Source organism: Citrobacter sp. CK180, assembly GCF_030333655.1.
Lineage (GTDB): Bacteria > Pseudomonadota > Gammaproteobacteria > Enterobacterales > Enterobacteriaceae > Citrobacter_B > Citrobacter_B koseri.
In genome coordinates, this window is the sequence record NZ_JAOWFM010000054.1 from 377,196 (window position 1) to 393,067 (window position 15,872).

General features: G+C 57.4%; 10 protein-coding genes and 1 pseudogene. 5 read left to right on the top strand and 6 right to left on the bottom strand.

What is annotated here, in order from left to right; all coding sequences use genetic code 11:
* Position 1: 1 nt before the first annotated feature.
* Positions 2 to 1,178, bottom strand: a pseudogene (gene entC, locus OGV50_RS18575) (isochorismate synthase EntC).
* A 187-nt stretch (positions 1,179 to 1,365) separates the two neighbouring features.
* Between entC and fepB the strand changes: the two are divergent.
* On the top strand, positions 1,366 to 2,322 hold the full coding sequence (gene fepB / locus OGV50_RS18580; protein ID WP_286488700.1) for a Fe2+-enterobactin ABC transporter substrate-binding protein: 957 nt from the start codon (positions 1,366 to 1,368) through the stop codon (positions 2,320 to 2,322).
* A 43-nt stretch (positions 2,323 to 2,365) separates the two neighbouring features.
* Here the strand turns inward: fepB and entS are convergent, their stop codons facing one another.
* Positions 2,366 to 3,616: an enterobactin transporter EntS gene (gene entS, locus OGV50_RS18585; protein ID WP_104868940.1), complete on the bottom strand. Its 1,251-nt coding sequence runs from the start codon at positions 3,614 to 3,616 to the stop codon at positions 2,366 to 2,368.
* Between the two features lie 111 nt (positions 3,617 to 3,727).
* On the opposite strand from entS, the gene fepD reads away from it, so the two are divergent.
* The 3 genes from fepD to fepC are packed head-to-tail and all read left to right on the top strand — an operon-like array spanning position 3,728 to position 6,518.
* The gene (gene fepD / locus OGV50_RS18590; protein WP_012133399.1) at positions 3,728 to 4,735 is read left to right on the top strand and encodes a Fe(3+)-siderophore ABC transporter permease; all 1,008 of its coding nucleotides are present in this window, start codon (positions 3,728 to 3,730) and stop codon (positions 4,733 to 4,735) included.
* Positions 4,732 to 5,724, top strand: coding sequence for an iron-enterobactin ABC transporter permease (gene fepG / locus OGV50_RS18595; RefSeq protein WP_012133400.1), 993 nt, complete (start codon positions 4,732 to 4,734; stop codon positions 5,722 to 5,724). The genes fepD and fepG overlap by 4 nt, the downstream gene beginning before the upstream one ends.
* Positions 5,721 to 6,518, top strand: a complete 798-nt coding sequence (fepC, locus tag OGV50_RS18600) for an iron-enterobactin ABC transporter ATP-binding protein (RefSeq protein ID WP_047458235.1) — start codon at positions 5,721 to 5,723, stop codon at positions 6,516 to 6,518. Before fepG ends, fepC begins: the two co-directional genes overlap by 4 nt.
* 72 nt (positions 6,519 to 6,590) lie before the next feature.
* Here fepC and wzz(fepE) read toward each other — a convergent pair whose 3' ends face one another.
* The 4 genes from wzz(fepE) to fes form a co-directional block, all read right to left on the bottom strand.
* Positions 6,591 to 7,727, bottom strand: coding sequence for an LPS O-antigen length regulator Wzz(fepE) (gene wzz(fepE) / locus OGV50_RS18605; protein WP_286488701.1), 1,137 nt, complete (start codon positions 7,725 to 7,727; stop codon positions 6,591 to 6,593).
* Positions 7,728 to 7,978: 251 nt separating this feature from the next.
* Complete coding sequence (gene entF, locus OGV50_RS18610) at positions 7,979 to 11,863, bottom strand: enterobactin non-ribosomal peptide synthetase EntF (protein WP_286488702.1); 3,885 nt, start codon at positions 11,861 to 11,863, stop codon at positions 7,979 to 7,981.
* A complete protein-coding gene (locus OGV50_RS18615; protein WP_058668745.1) occupies positions 11,860 to 12,078 on the bottom strand; it encodes an MbtH family protein in 219 nt (72 codons plus the stop codon). The genes entF and OGV50_RS18615 overlap by 4 nt, the downstream gene beginning before the upstream one ends.
* 29 nt (positions 12,079 to 12,107) lie before the next feature.
* Positions 12,108 to 13,322 (bottom strand): enterochelin esterase, encoded by a 1,215-nt coding sequence (gene fes / locus OGV50_RS18620; protein WP_058668744.1) that lies wholly within the window; start codon positions 13,320 to 13,322, stop codon positions 12,108 to 12,110.
* 305 nt (positions 13,323 to 13,627) lie between these two features.
* Between fes and OGV50_RS18625 the strand changes: the two genes are divergently transcribed.
* A complete protein-coding gene (locus tag OGV50_RS18625; RefSeq protein ID WP_012133407.1) occupies positions 13,628 to 15,871 on the top strand; it encodes a TonB-dependent siderophore receptor in 2,244 nt (747 codons plus the stop codon).
* The last annotated feature ends 1 nt before the right edge of the window (position 15,872 follow it).

Below are 15,872 nucleotides of genomic sequence, written 5' to 3' on the forward strand. Positions count from 1 at the left end.
CTTAATGCAGTCCAAAAACGTTCAACATAGTAGAAAGCTTCACGCCGGTCTCGCGCCACTCCGCGACCGGAGACGAAGCAGGCACAATCCCGGCGCCCGCGAACAGGCGAACCTGGTTTTGTCGCAGCTTCGCGCAACGAATCGTCACGACCCACTCGCCGTTTCCTTCGGCGTCACACCAGCCGACGATGCCGCCGAACAGTTCACGATCGAACGGCTCCAGTTCGGCAATTAATTTTTTCGCCACCTGATGCGGGAAACCGCTCAACGCAGGCGTCGGATGCAGCAGACACGCCAGCGTCAGGGCATTTTCTTCCGCATTCGCCTTACCTTCGAACGGCGTACCGAGATGCCATAACGTCGGGGTGGTGATCAATTGTGGAGATGCAGGCAGCTGTAATTCACTGCTGCGGTCGCGCAGCACCGTCTTCATGGCCTGAGTGACCAACTCATGTTCGTGTCTGTCTTTTTCAGAAGCCAGCAGTCGGTTGCCCGCTTCACGATCCAGCACATCATCAGGCTGGCGACGCGCCGACCCGGCCAACGGCAGCGAACTAAAGCGATCGCCCTCTTTACGCAGCAGCAATTCCGGGCTGGCGCCAAGCAGCACGCCGCCATCCTCCAGAGGCACATGGAAGTTGTAACTCACCGGGTTCTGCGCCACCAGCCGCTCCAGCAGCGCTGCCGCTGTCAATGGTGGCATCGGTCGTAATATCAATCAGGCGTGACAGAACCACTTTGTCGACTTCAGGCGTCGCCGTCAGCGCTGCCGCGCGCGCCACCATCGCTTCAAACGTTTCCTGTTCAGGGATACTTTTACGATCAACAACATTCAGTGCCTGATGCCCGGTAAAGTAACGCGAGGATTGTTGCTTTGCCGGTCGGGAGAAAGTCTGCCAGGACTCAGGAATGAACAGCGAGGATGGCTGGCGGGTATCAAAGGGGATAGCGCCGACCATAACAGGATTTGCGATACCCTGCGCTCTGGCGTCGGCAAAGGCTTGCTGTAATTTTTGTTGGAAGGGGCTGTCTAACGAATCCCCGTCAACCGCTGGTTCAGCGAAACGGGCGAAGCATCCTGACGTCGTAAAGCTGCGATACGGCGACATAAAGAAAAAGCGATCGGGGGTGAGCGTTGCCATTTTCTGCTGAACTTCCTCGGCCAGTGACGTATCCATATCATCCTCCAAAAATGATAAAGGCTTTAATAATGATTATCATTTATATTTTCGGGCGCTAACCTAAAAGTAAACAGACAGCATGTCAACTCTTGGGGTAGCACAATGTGCGACTTAGACTTGCATCCCTTCCCGCTAACAATGAAAATGAGAAGCATTAACTCCATTAATAACAGGACGCTGATTCGTGAGACTTCCCCTGCTTTGCAGAACATCCCTGATACTGGTTGGGCTTTTCATTTCAGGAATTTCTTTAGGTCATGCCGCTGACTGGCCGCACCAGATCACCGACAGCCGCGGCACGCATACGCTGGACCATAAACCTGAACGTATCGTCTCTACCAGCGTGACCCTGACGGGCTCGCTGCTGGCGATTGATGCTCCCGTTGTCGCCAGCGGAGCGACCACCCCTAACAACCGCTTTGCCGACGATCGGGGATTTCTGCGTCAATGGAGCGACGTTGCGAAAGCGCGCAAGCTGGCGCGCCTGTACATCGGCGAACCAAGCGCTGAAGCCGTTGCCGCACAAATGCCGGACCTTATTCTGATTAGCGCAACCGGCGGCGACTCTGCGCTGGCGCTGTACGATCAGCTTTCTACTATTGCCCCCACGCTTATCATCAATTACGACGATAAAAGCTGGCAGTCTCTGCTGACGCAACTGGGCGAGATCACCGGCCAGGAAAAACAGGCCGCTGCGCGCATCGCGGAATTCGATAAACAACTGGCGACCGTTAAACAACAGCTCACATTACCGCCGCAACCGGTCAGCGCGCTGGTCTACACCGCTGCCGCACACAGCGCCAACCTGTGGACGCAGGATTCAGCCCAGGGCAAGCTGATGGAGCAGTTAGGCTTTACGCTGGCGCCCCTCCCTGCCGGACTGCAAACCAGTAAAAGCCAGGGCAAACGTCATGACATCATCCAGCTTGGCGGGGAAAACCTGGCGGCAGGTCTGAACGGCGAAGCGCTGTTCCTGTTTGCCGGTGACAGCAAAGATGCCGACGCTATTTACGCCAACCCACTGCTTGCTCACCTGCCTGCCGTACAAAACAAGCGCGTTTATGCGCTGGGCACCGAAACGTTCCGTCTGGACTACTACAGCGCAACGTTACTGCTTAACCGTCTCGCCGCGCTGTTTTAATTTATTTGCCGGATAGCGGCCAATGCCCTGTCCGGCCTGCATTTTAAAGCGGTGCGCCATCTGGCACCGGCGGCGGCTGGCGAAAACGACGCAACTCGCCCAGTAGCAGCATTAACAACAACCCAACGATCACCAGCCCAAACCCGCTCACACTCGCTGACGCAACCGGCGTCATCATGGCGCCCAGCCCGCCCAACAGCGCTGCGCCGATGGCGTCGCCGGTCACGTTTTGCGCCGTCCACAGGCCGTTGATTCGCCCGAGCATGGCTTCCGGCGTTTGCGTCTGCAACAGGGTGTATTGCAGTAACGAGCTAATCGCGCTGAGCCAGCCGAACAGCGCCAGACAGATCACCCCGAGCAGCCAGACAGGCATCAGCCCAAACAACCCAATCGCCAGGAACGACCCTACGGTGGAAACCAGCATCAACAGTCCAGGACGAACGCTGTGCGCCAGTTGCCCGCTGGTTAACGCGCCAACAGCCGCCCCCAGCGGAATAGCGGCATAAAGTAAACCGATTTGCGCGGCAGACATGTGCCAGTTAATCGCCAGCGCCGGATAAAGCACGCGCACCGCACTTGCCATCGTCAAAAGTCCGCCAAGCAACGCAATGCCGCCAATGAGCGGGCTGGAGAGCAAGAAACGGAACGCCGCCAACAGCGATTTCAACGGATGCTCACGCGGTTGCGGCGGCGGCGGGAGCGCCGGAAGGCTCAGCAACGGCAGCAGCGTGATAAATGTTCCTGCCGCCGCCAGACCGTAGTTCCAGGCCACGCCGCCGGTAGCCAGCAATACGCCGCCCAGCATCGGTGAAATCACCGATCCCAGACGCACCGTCAGCATCGTAATCGCCCCGGCCTGCATAAGGTTTTCTCGCCCTACCAGCGCAGGCGTCGCCGCCAGTAGCGCCGTGACCCCCAGCGAGGCAAAAAAGCCATCCCACAGACCGAGCAGATAGATTGCCAGCAGCGAAGGTTCCGGCAACAGCGCGTTCAGACACAGGCCAATAAAGCCAATACCGCAGGTGCCGCGCGCCAGCAGGATCACCTTTTTACGTTCATAACGATCCGCCAGCACGCCGCCGACCATCAGGCCAACAAACATCGCGCTGCCGGTCAGCGTCACCGACAGACCAACCTGCCACGTCGAGTGGGTCATCATCTGGATCTGTACCGGCACCGCTACGCCCAGCAGGCCCAGCGAGACAATAGAGATAAAACGGGCGAGGAAGACAGCGCGAAATGCAGGGTGCGTCTTCAACAGGCTGAGATTCAGCAGCCAGGATTGTCGATTCATTACAACGCCTTAATGCGAACTTTTTTTAAATATCCATTCAATGGCTGCACATGCTAACATAACCGAATAAGATCGATAACGATAATTACTATCATTATCAGGGAAGTTGATATGTCATGCTCTGTTTCCGTGGCACGCGCCATCGCCGTGCCCGGCTTGTTGTTATTACTTATTCTCGCCACGGCATTAAGTCTGGCTATCGGCGCAAAATCACTGCCTGCGTCCGTCGTACTTGAAGCAATTACCGGCACCTGCCAAAGCGCTGACTGCACCATCGTGCTGGACGCGCGATTGCCGCGCACGCTGGCTGGCCTGTTGGCTGGCGGCGCACTGGGGCTCGCCGGGGCGTTAATGCAAACGCTCACCCGCAACCCGCTTGCCGACCCGGGCATTCTCGGCGTCAATTCCGGCGCCAGTTTCGCGATCGTACTCGGCGCGGCGCTGTTTGGTTTTTCCTCTCCGCAGGAACAGTTGCTGATGGCATTTGCCGGGGCGCTGGTCGCCTCGCTGATTGTCGCCTTTACCGGCAGCCAAGGCGCCGGGCAGTTAAGCCCGGTTCGCCTCACGCTGGCGGGTGTCGCGCTCGGCGCAGTGCTGGAGGGGCTTTCCAACGGTATCGCGTTGCTGAACCCGGATGTGTACGATCAGCTCCGTTTCTGGCAGGCCGGCTCGCTGGACATTCGCAGTCTGCAAACGCTCAAGGTTATTGTCGTGCCGGTGTTGATTGCCGGTGCTACCGCGCTGTTTCTCAGCCGCGCGCTGAACAGCCTGAGTCTCGGTAGCGATACTGCCACCGCGCTGGGCAGCAAAGTGGCGCGTACCCAGCTCATCGGCCTGCTGGTGATTACCGTGTTATGCGGCAGCGCGACGGCGGTTGTTGGCCCCATCGCGTTTATCGGTCTGATGATGCCGCACATGGCCCGCTGGCTGGTGGGGGCGGATCACCGCTGGTCGCTGCCGGTCACGTTGCTGGCGACCCCGACCCTGCTGCTGTTTGCCGATATTATCGGGCGACTCATCGTTCCCGGTGAATTGCGCGTTTCGGTTGTCAGCGCCTTTCTCGGCGCGCCAGTGCTTATTTTCCTCGTGCGGCGCAAGCAGCGCGGAGGTGCCGTATGATGCACCTTTCCCGCCGCCTGATCATAAGTTGTCTGCTGCTGGTGCTCGGCTGTATCGCTGTCGGCTTGTGGAGCCTGCGCAGCGGCGCCGTTACGCTGGAAGTCTCGCAAATCATCAATGCGTTGCTGGGAGACGCCCCGCGCAGCATTACCCTTGTGGTGACCGAATGGCGTCTGCCTCGCGTGCTGATGGCGCTACTGATTGGCGCCGCGTTGGGCGTCAGCGGCGCGATTTTTCAGTCGTTGATGCGCAACCCGCTGGGTAGCCCGGACGTAATGGGTTTTAACACCGGGGCCTGGAGCGGCGTGCTGGTGGCAATGGTGCTGTTTGGCCAGAACCTGACGGCGATCGCGATGGCGGCAATGGCTGGCGGGATTCTCACCTCGCTGATCGTCTGGCTGCTTGCCTGGCGCAACGGCATTGAGACCTTCCGGCTGATTATTATCGGCATCGGCGTGCGCGCCATGCTGGTGGCGTTCAACACCTGGCTGCTGTTACAGGCGTCGTTAGAAACGGCCCTCTCCGCCGGATTGTGGAACGCCGGGTCGCTCAACGGACTGACCTGGGCCAAAACGTGGCCCTCGGCACCGCTGATCGTTCTGATGCTGGCGTGTGCCGCATTGCTGGTACGCCGTCTGCGCTTGCTGGAAATGGGTGATGACAGCGCCTGCGCGCTTGGCGTCAGCGTTGAACGTTCCCGGTTAATGATGATGCTGGTCGCCGTGGTGCTGACCGCCGCCGCGACGGCGCTCGCAGGCCCGATCTCTTTCATTGCGCTGGTTGCGCCGCACATCGCGCGGCGCCTTAGCGGCACGGCACGCTGGGGGTTAACCCAGTCCGCATTGTGCGGCGCGCTATTGCTGCTGGCCGCCGACCTGTGCGCCCAACAATTGTTTATGCCTTACCAGCTTCCGGTAGGCGTTGTCACCGTAAGCCTCGGCGGTATTTACCTTATCGTCTTGTTAATTCAGGAGTCCCGCAAAAAATGACCGAATCAGTAGCCCGTTTGCGTGGCGACCAGTTAACGCTGGGTTATGGCAAGTATACCGTCGCGGAAAATCTGAATGTTTCTATCCCGGATGGTCACTTCACTGCCATTATTGGGCCGAATGGCTGCGGCAAATCAACGTTATTGCGTACGCTAAGCCGTCTGATGTCGCCCGTACATGGCCACGTCTGGCTCGACGGCGAGCATATTCAGCACTACGCCAGTAAAGAGGTGGCGCGACGAATTGGCCTGCTGGCGCAAAACGCCACCACGCCGGGCGATATCACCGTACAGGAGCTGGTTGCCCGGGGCCGCTATCCGCATCAGCCTTTGTTTACCCGCTGGCGCAAAGAAGACGAAGACGCCGTCGCCGGTGCGATGCGCGCCACGGGGATTACCCACCTGGCGACGCAAAGCGTGGACACGCTTTCCGGCGGGCAGCGGCAGCGAGCATGGATAGCCATGGTGCTGGCGCAGGAAACGTCCATCATGTTGCTGGATGAACCGACGACCTGGCTGGATATCAGCCACCAGATCGATCTGCTGGAGCTGTTGAGCGAGCTGAATCGCGAGAAAGGTTACACCCTCGCTGCGGTTCTGCACGACCTTAACCAGGCCTGCCGGTACGCCACGCATTTAATCGCGTTACGTGAAGGCAAGATCGTCGCAGAGGGAGCGCCAAAGGAGATTGTGACAGCGGATCTTATTGAGAAAATTTATGGATTACGTTGCACGATCATCGACGATCCGATCGCCGGAACGCCGCTGGTTGTACCGCTGGGTCGCCCGAAGTAATCTCAATAGCTGATGGTTAACAATACAGGCCCGGTCAGCGACAGCGCCACCGGGCGATTTGCCGGATGGCGCTTAGACTAACCGTTCTTCCAGTTGAATCGCATCATCCAGTTTACGGGACAGCATGGCATGACGCAGCAGAACACCGCCGCACGCGATCATACCACCCAGCAACGCAGCCAGAATCACGATCAACGCTTTGCCCGGGCCGTCTTTTTTCACTGGCAGCGAAGGCGATAGCTGATATTTAAACGGCATAAATTTCACATCATTGATATTCATCGCGGTCAGTTGCTCTACGTAATACTGGCGATTGCGTATTTCAGCGTTAATTTCCGCAACGTCCGTGACGGACTTTTCAATTTGCAATTTTTGCGCAATACCGTCGGCGCCCAGAGAAATAGAGAAATCCGGGTCGTCTTTTACCGCCTGACCATTACTGTAGACTGGCTTCTTAATCCCGGCGGCGTTGGCAATCTCCAGGGAATAATTGAGTCGCTGAATGTTCGCATCAAGCTGGTTGCGCAATCTCACCCGGTCCATCGCCAGTTTTTCTTTCTCAAAATGCGTTCTGGTGTCCAGCTGGTTACGAATATTCTCCAGCGTCTCTTTCACGACGATGTCCGACACATACTGGATATAGCCGGCCAGCACCTTCTGCGCCTCTTCTTTCGTTGGCGCAGTAAAACTCAATGTCCACGAGGTAAATAACGACGTCTCGTTTTTCTTACCGGCGTTGGTATCCACCGCGTTCATCTTTTCACTGAGCGCAACAATCGCCCGATGCAGTTCCATTTCATCAATATCCGCCCCTTTTAATTGATCCATCACATACGGGGAGGCGCGAAGATATTCATCCAGCAGCGATGTTGAGCTGAACTTCTTAATGAAAAGCGTAAAGACGGCATCTCGCTGCAAATTAATGTCGAGGTTCAGCACACGCAATGTGGTCAGCGTTTTTTCCACTTCCTGCCACTGTACGGCCTCTGCCGGGGTGACAATCGCCCGACTGGTCCATTTCTGCGGCAGAATAAAGGACAGCAGAATACCTGCCAGCGCAAACGCAAAAACAGTCGCAATAATGCGATTTTTCGCCCGCCATAAAACATCAACAAGGCTTAACAAATCAATTTCATTACTGTTTGACGGCGCTAACGGATAGCCAGTAAATTCCGAATCTTTTTCCTGCTTAACATTGAGTGATGACATGTTGTGTAACCTGACATTGAGTCCAATGAATAAAAACATCCTTTCTAATATTCTAACAGCATCTCAGAATTATCCGAAACGATCTTTGTTTGTTCCACAGGTAGCATGCAATATTCAGAATTTTACCAACTGTCTGATTATGTTTCACTTATGTTAAATCAATGCTGAAGACAAATAAAAAGCCCATAATAATTGGTAGCTATTATGGGCATCAGTAGAATTAGATTTTTAAAGGCGTCAGAACGCTTCGCTTACTGGTCGAGCAATGCGCGAATAATCGGCCCGATATTCTCAAACGCGGCAGGTGAAATAATATCGACGTGGGCGCAATCCTGGCGGTAGATATCCAGTTCAGCCATCCACGGCGCCCAGCTGCGTTCAGGGCTTATTCCTTCCGGCAGGGTGCGCTCCGCAACAAACAGCGTTGCGCGTCCATCGAACGGTACGCTATGCGCGGTTGTCAGAAGCCGCACGGCATCGGCGTAGTTTCCTTCGATGGTGCTGAATAACTCCCCGGAGGCATTTCCCTGTTGCGCAGCAAGGAACGCTTCACGTTCACGCGCGATCTCCGCTAACACTTCAGGGTCCAGACCATTGGCCTCTTTTTCCTGCCAGTTTTGCGTTTCCGGCGGCCAGGTATCCAGCAGCCCGAGGAAGGCAACCGTTTCGCCACGCGCACGCAAGCGCGCCGCAATGCCCTGGGCCAGCGTTCCGCCCAGCGAATACCCCAGCAGGTAGTAAGGCCCGTGCGGCTGCTGCGCCAACAGCGTTTCCAGATGACGCTCGCACACCTCATCCAGATTCGCAGCCGTTTGCATCGGTCCATCAGGCCTTGGCGACTGAATCCCCGTAATCGACCAGTGTGGGCTGAGATAACGAGCCAGCACGCTAAACTGCCAGGCAAAACCGGACGCCGGATGGAAGCAGAATAACGTTGGTCCACTGCTTTCACGCAGCGGCAGGAGCGTTTCAAAGCCCAGACGCTGAGACTGCTCGTCATCGGCGGAATCCAGCAACGCACTAAGCTGACCAACGGTTGACGCCACCATCACCTGCCCCGGCGTCACCTGACGCCCGGACGCGCGGCTCAACTGCGCGGCGAGTTTCATCGCCAGTAACGAATGCCCGCCCAGCGCAAAGAAGTCGGCCTCCACATCATTGACCTCACAACCCAGCAGGCCGGCAAAGGCGTCAGCCACCGTTTTTTCCGTCCCTGGTAATGGCGCGCGCCCCGGCGTACGTTGCGTCAGTTGCGGCATCGGCAGCGCTTTACGATCCAGTTTCCCGTTTGCGCTGAGCGGCAGCTCCGCAAGCTGTAGCAGAACCACAGGCACCATATGCGGCGGTAATGTCTCGCGTAACCGTTCCTGAAGCGCCGGAATATCCAGCGGTAAGCCGGATTGTGACACCAGATAGCCTACCAGTTGGCGGGCATCGCCTCCTGTCGCGGCCGCCTGGTTAAACACGCAGGCGTGAGCCACGGCGTGCTCGACGTCCGGCAGCGTTTGCATAACCCGATCAATCTCGCCCAGTTCAATGCGCTGACCACGAATTTTTAGCTGATCGTCGCTGCGGCCAAGGTACTCTACCGCGCCATTTTCCAGCCAGCGCGCCACGTCTCCGGTGCGATACATGCGTTCGCCCGGCATAAACGGATCGGCAATAAAGCGACTCGCCGTCAGATCCGGGCGCCCCAGATACCCCTGCGCCAGCTGGATGCCGGTCAGGTATAAATCACCCGCGGTGCCCGGCGGCACCGGGCGCATCATCGCATCAAGAATACGCAGCCCGGTATTCCAGACCGGATAGCCAATCGGCACGCTATTTCCGGTGACATCCGCCAGTTCTTTGCCGCAGGCGGGATACCAGCTGACATCCACCGCCGCTTCCGTCGGCCCGTACAGATTGTGCAGCGGCGCGCCGGTCAACTGTTCCCACTCGCGGCACAGCCCGGTGGGCAGCGCCTCGCCGCTACAAAATACGCGCTGTAGCGTAGCGCAGCTTTCATGAGCAGATTCAGGGGTGAGCGAGGCGACGAACGCCGCCAGCATTGACGGGACAAAATGGGTGGTGGTCACACCATACTTCGCAAAGAAATGCTGCATGGCAATCGGATCGCGGTGCGCGTCCGGCTCCGCCATCACCAGCTTCGCCCCGGCAATAAACGGCCAGAAGAACTCCCACACCGAAACATCGAAACTGCACGGCGTTTTTTGTGCGACCACATCCTCTGCCGTTAACGAATAGTGATCCTGCATCCACAGCAGGCGATTCACGATCGCGGTTTGCCCGACCATTACCCCTTTCGGCCTGCCGGTCGAACCGGATGTAAAGATGATGTATGCCGTGTGGTGCGGCAACGACAACGCCAGCGATTCAGCGCCGCTCGTCGGCAGCAGCGCGTTGTAGCACAGGCTTTCTACGCCGGGGATATCGTTAAATCGCGGCAGCTGTTCTGCGGTTGTGATCAGTAATTTCGGCTGCGCGTCTTCGAGCATCATTCGCAGACGATCGTCTGGATACCCCGTATCTAACGGCAGCCAGGCGGCTCCGGCCTCCACAATACCGTGCAGCGCCAGCGTCAGGAAAACCGAGCGCGGCAACGCCACCGCGACGCTGTCGCCCGGTTTAACGCCACGTTCACGCAGCAGGTGCGCCAGGGCGATCACCTGCTCGCGCATCTCCTGATAACTGAGCTGATGGCGCGCATCAGCCAGCGCGGGCGCGTCCGGCGTTTTGCGTGTCTGTTCGTCAACCAGCGCGCTGAGCGTCATGAGCGGTATGCTTACCGCCGTATCATTAATCTGCGCCAGTTGCGCATATTCGGCAGGCAGGAGCATTTCGGCATCGCCGCAGCGCAGCGCCGGATTGTCCGCAAACTGGCGTATCAGCGCCGTCAGCCGCGACGCATGGCAGGATAACGTCGCCTCATCATAGCGCTGTTTGTTGGCTAAGATTTCAATGCTCAGGCCGCCCTCTTCATCCGGGAACAGCGCCAGTTCAAGATCGTTAACCGGGCCGGTCGCCAGCGTATGGGTTTGCGCCTGTACACCGGGAATATCCAGTTGATAATCAAAGACCTTCACGTTCAGCACCGGGCCAAACAGCGGCTCTTCACCCGCCGCGCGGCCGCTGTCGCGAACGATCTGTTCGGCGTCATAACGCTGATGGCGACGCATTTTTTTCATCTGCCCGGCAAGACGCGTCGCCAGTTCCGGCAGCGTTTCCGCCGCATTAATGCTTACCCCTAACGGCAGGACGTTCAGTACCGGGCCGGTCGCCGTTAACGCCGCCGAGCCCATACGCCGCATGAATATAAATCCGGCGGCATAGTCCATCCGGCCGCACAGGCGGCCCAGCCATAGCGCCACCAGCGCCAGCGCTAAATCCGCACGCTGAATATCAGACATACGTGCCGCCAGCTGACGGAAAACACCGTCGGGCATATCCAGTTTCATACGCAAAATATCGGCGCTGGCCGCCCGCCCGGGAAGCGGCGCAGCCGACAGCGAAGCGGGAGGCGGCAACTGGCGACGCTGCTCCGCCCAGAAGGCGCCATCGCGTTGATAAGCCTCGCTCTCACGGTAACGCTGATACTCCTCCACCACGTCAGCAAATGGCGTAAACGGCGAGTCGGGCGTCGGGGCGTTACACTGCCAGGCGCGGTAAATCGCCGCGATCTGACGGGTTATCGCCGGGAAACTGAAGCCATCCACCAGTAGATGGTGATAACGCTGATACCAGTACCAACGGGTATCATCGACCTGAATCAACTGGTGGAACGCCAGCGGTTTGCCGCCATCAACGCGTAAATTTTGTCGCAGATCGGCCTGCATCCGCGCCAGCGCCGCCGCATGCGGATCGGGCTCGTCACGCAGATCGATAAGCTCAGGTTGTGCAAACGTGAATGCCGGGTCCACCCACTGCCAGACCTCGCCGTTATCTTCAGTAAATCGCATACGGAGGGTATCCGCTTGCGCCATACCGGTTACAACCGCCTGCGCCAGCAGAGGGGCATTCAGCGTGCCGTGTAATTCCACATAGTGCGCCACGCTCCAGGCGGAAGGCAGCGTAGAGAGTTTTTCCGCCATCCAGATCCCTGGCTGGGCGGCCACTAACGGTAAACGCGTAGTCATTGAGCCTCCTGCGCAGCGGCGTAATGGGCGGGAGTTAGCGTGGTCCAGTGTGCATCCAGCCACTGCTGGCAAAGCGCCTGCGATTGCGGTTCGCACACCACCTGCCAGCCAGCAGGGAGAGAACACTGCTGTGGCCAGAGGCTAAATTGACGCTGCGGGTTTTGCAGAATGTAAAATTGTCCCTGCGGGTTATCGAAGGGATTACTGAATTCCATACTCAACTCCTGTCGTGGAAAATCGCCAGCTACAGCGTGTCGGTTAACGGTTGCCAGAGGGTCATCAACCCCTGCATTAATCCGCCACGCCAGCAAAGCGCATCATGTCCGCCGTCAACCTGACGCCAGAAAACCGACTGCTGCGTAGTGTGTAGTTGGCTGTAAAGCGCCTGATTCGCCCGGAAAATAAGCGGCTCTCTGATACCGGCTTCCAGCACGATGCGCAATCCTCTGGCGGTCAATGTGCCCGCCTTCAGTTGTTCAATAATCTCGCCTTCCCGATCTGCGCCGCGCTGCGGCCACCAGAACGATCCCGACTGGCTCAGTACGCAGCCAAAGCGCTCAGGCCAGTTCAGACCGGCATACAGCGAGGAGAGCCCGCCAAAACTCTGCCCGGCGACGATCGTCCTTTTTGCACAATCGCTGAATGGCGCAACGGTTTTCACCAGCGGCAGAAGTTCTTGTTGTACCGCCAGCCAGAAATCGGCATTGCAGGGCAGTTCACGGCTACGGTGGGGGGTATCAATGGCATCAATCAGCAGGTAGACCGCAGGAGGGAGCTGACGCCGCCGGGTCAGTGAGGTGAGCGCGGGCCAGACGGGCATGCTTTCCGCCCAAAACTGCCCGTCGAGCAGAATCGCTAGCGGACGTTCAGGCCGGGCGTCGCCGGTCGTGAACACCCACACGCGACGCGTATTGCCCAGCCGCTCGCTGCGCCATTGCAAACATACCGGGGGAGCTGACGGATTTTCAGGCTTATCCCAGCCGGGTTGCACTGGCGCGTCTGGCATTTCCAGCGCGGAAACCGCATGGCCCCGCCCCCCCTTCCAGCTCACCGGGTTAAGAGGATCGGCAATCGCCTGCGGCAATAACTGACGCCAGCCTTCACGCAGCGTGGTTCTGTCAGGCGTTTCATCTACTGCCAGAGAAGCAAAAATATCATCGCGTTCAGAAGGGATGAAACAGTAACTGCCACGCCAGTCGGCGCTTAATGTCGTGCTCCATCGCCAGACATCCGTGCCCGCAATACGCTGCATGGATTGCGGAACCGCATTCTGGTGATGGTCGGTGACGCCCGTAATGTAGACCCATACGCGGCGAATTGAAGAGCGGTTTTCCGTTCCCTGCGGATCGCGCCACCAGAAAGTCACCCGATATTTTTCGTCTGTTTCACGCTCCCATTCGGGACCGTGTTTTGACTGCCACCAGGTCTCACTTCCTGTCGTTAACGCCGTCACCGTCATAACCTCATGTTTATTGTGTAATTTTTTATTTAATGATGAAATATATTGATAATATTATTGATAACTATTTTCATTTGCAATAGCGTATTGTCGCGCCGTGGGAAGCGCGAACATTATTTCACCACCCAGGCTGGGTCTCTCATTCGTGCATTGACGCCACGTTCAAATGAGAAACACAACCTGAAACCTGCACTGCGTGCTTTTTCTGGAATGTATGGCTTTCGCAGATGCGGGCGACATCAGGCTAAACACCTCACCACGAGAGTTTGGCGCATGTGGCTAAATAAAGATAAGCAGGAAATACAATGAACAATAAGATTCATTCCCTGGCCTTACTGGTCAATCTGGGAATTTATGGGGTCGCTCTGCCTGTTATGGCGGAGGAGACCACTGATAGCGCAGCGCTTCATGAAGACACCATCGTGGTCACCGCCGCCCAGCAGAACCTCCAGGCACCGGGCGTATCGACCATCACCGCCGACGAAATCCGTAAAAATCCTCCCGCTCGCGACGTTGCCGAAATCATCCGCACCATGCCGGGCGTGAACCTGACCGGTAACTCAACCAGCGGCCAGCGCGGCAACAACCGCCAGATCGACATTCGCGGCATGGGCCCGGAAAACACCCTGATTCTGATCGACGGCAAACCGGTGACCAGCCGCAACTCCATCCGTCTGGGCTGGCGCGGTGAGCGTGACACCCGTGGCGATACCGGTTGGGTGCCGCCAGAGATGATCGAACGCATTGATGTGATTCGTGGCCCTGCGGCAGCACGTTACGGCAACGGCGCAGCGGGCGGCGTGGTAAACATCATCACCAAGAAATTCGACGATCAGTGGCACGGTTCGTGGAACACCTATCTGAATGCGCCGGAACACAAAGACGAAGGTTCCACCAAGCGCACCAACTTTAGCCTGAGCGGCCCGCTGGGCGGCGAATTCAGCTTCCGCATGTACGGCAACCTGGATAAAACTCAGGCCGACGCCTGGGACATCAACCAGGGCCACCAGTCTGAGCGTACCGGCGCCTACGCCAACACCCTGCCAGCAGGTCGTGAAGGGGTTGAAAACAAAGATATTAATGGTGTCGTACGTTGGGATTTCGCACCGATGCAGGCGCTGGAGTTTGAAGCAGGCTACAGCCGCCAGAACAACCTTTACGCGGGCGATACCCAAAACACCAATAACGACAATGCCCTGGTGAAGAAAAACTACGGTAAAGAGACTAACCGTATTTATCGCCAGAACTTCGCAGTGACCTGGAACGGCGGCTGGGATAACGGTATCACCACCAGCAACTGGGCACAGTACGAACACACCCGCAACTCGCGTCTGGGCGAAGGGCTGGCGGGCGGTCTCGAAGGGTTGTTCAACAGCGACGAATTCACCGACACCGACCTGGCCGACGTGATGTTGCACAGTGAAATTAACCTGCCGCTTGATTTCATCGTTAATCAAAACCTGACGCTGGGTACTGAGTGGAACCAGCAGCGCATGAAGGATTCCGCCTCGAATACTCAGGCTCAACAGGGCGGAGCCATTCCAGGCATGAGCGACGATCGCAGTCCGTACTCATCCGCAGAAATCTTCTCCCTGTTTGCCGAGAACAACATGGAGATAACTGACAGCACCATGCTGACCCCGGCGCTGCGCTTTGATCACCACACTATCGTCGGCAACAACTGGAGCCCGTCCCTGAACCTGTCGCAGGCGCTGGGCGATGATTTCACCCTGAAGATGGGTATCGCCCGTGCCTATAAAGCACCGAGCCTCTATCAGACCAACCCGAACTACCTGCTGTACAGCAAAGGCCAGGGTTGCTATGCAAGCTCCGATGGCGTCGGTTGCTACATGATGGGTAACGATGACCTGAAAGCGGAAACCAGCGTCAACAAAGAGATTGGTCTTGAGTGGAAACACGACGGCTGGCAGGCCGGTGTGACCTGGTTCCGTAACGACTACCGCGATAAGATTGAAGCGGGCTATGCGCCAGTCGGCCATACCTCTTCAGGTAAAGTGCAAACCGATATCTACCAGTGGGAAAACGTGCCGAAGGCCGTGGTAGAAGGTCTGGAAGGATCGTTGAATATTCCGGTCAGCGATGCGATAAACTGGACCAACAACATTACCTACATGCTACAGAGCAAGAACAAAACAACCGGCGATCGTCTGTCGATCATCCCGGAGTACACGCTGAACTCAACCCTGAGCTGGCAGGTACATCAGGATGTGTCAGTGCAGTCAACCTTCACCTGGTACGGCAAGCAGCAGCCGAAGAAATACAACTATAAGGGCCAGCCTGCTACCGGCTCTGAGAAAGATGAAGTCAGCCCGTACAGCATTGTCGGCCTGAGCGCGACCTGGGACGTAACCAAAAACGTCAGCCTGACCGGCGGCGTGGATAACGTCTTCGACAAGCGTCAATGGCGTGCGGGGAATGCCCAGACCACGGGTAACGACGCGACCGGCGCTTATATGTACGGTGCAGGTGCTTACACCTACAACGAACCGGGTCGTACATGGTACATGGGCGTTAACACACGCTTCTGAT

What these genes read in the sequence shown, in the direction of transcription:
- fepD (WP_012133399.1), top strand. Translation starts at nt 3,728, where the DNA reads ATGTCATGCTCTGTTTCCGTGGCACGCGCCATCGCCGTGCCCGGCTTG.
- entS (WP_104868940.1), bottom strand. Translation starts at nt 3,616, where the DNA reads ATGAATCGACAATCCTGGCTGCTGAATCTCAGCCTGTTGAAGACGCAC.
- OGV50_RS18615 (WP_058668745.1), bottom strand. Translation starts at nt 12,078, where the DNA reads ATGGAATTCAGTAATCCCTTCGATAACCCGCAGGGACAATTTTACATT.
- OGV50_RS18625 (WP_012133407.1), top strand. Translation starts at nt 13,628, where the DNA reads ATGAACAATAAGATTCATTCCCTGGCCTTACTGGTCAATCTGGGAATT.
- fepC (WP_047458235.1), top strand. Translation starts at nt 5,721, where the DNA reads ATGACCGAATCAGTAGCCCGTTTGCGTGGCGACCAGTTAACGCTGGGT.
- fepG (WP_012133400.1), top strand. Translation starts at nt 4,732, where the DNA reads ATGATGCACCTTTCCCGCCGCCTGATCATAAGTTGTCTGCTGCTGGTG.
- fes (WP_058668744.1), bottom strand. Translation starts at nt 13,322, where the DNA reads ATGACGGTGACGGCGTTAACGACAGGAAGTGAGACCTGGTGGCAGTCA.
- entF (WP_286488702.1), bottom strand. Translation starts at nt 11,863, where the DNA reads ATGACTACGCGTTTACCGTTAGTGGCCGCCCAGCCAGGGATCTGGATG.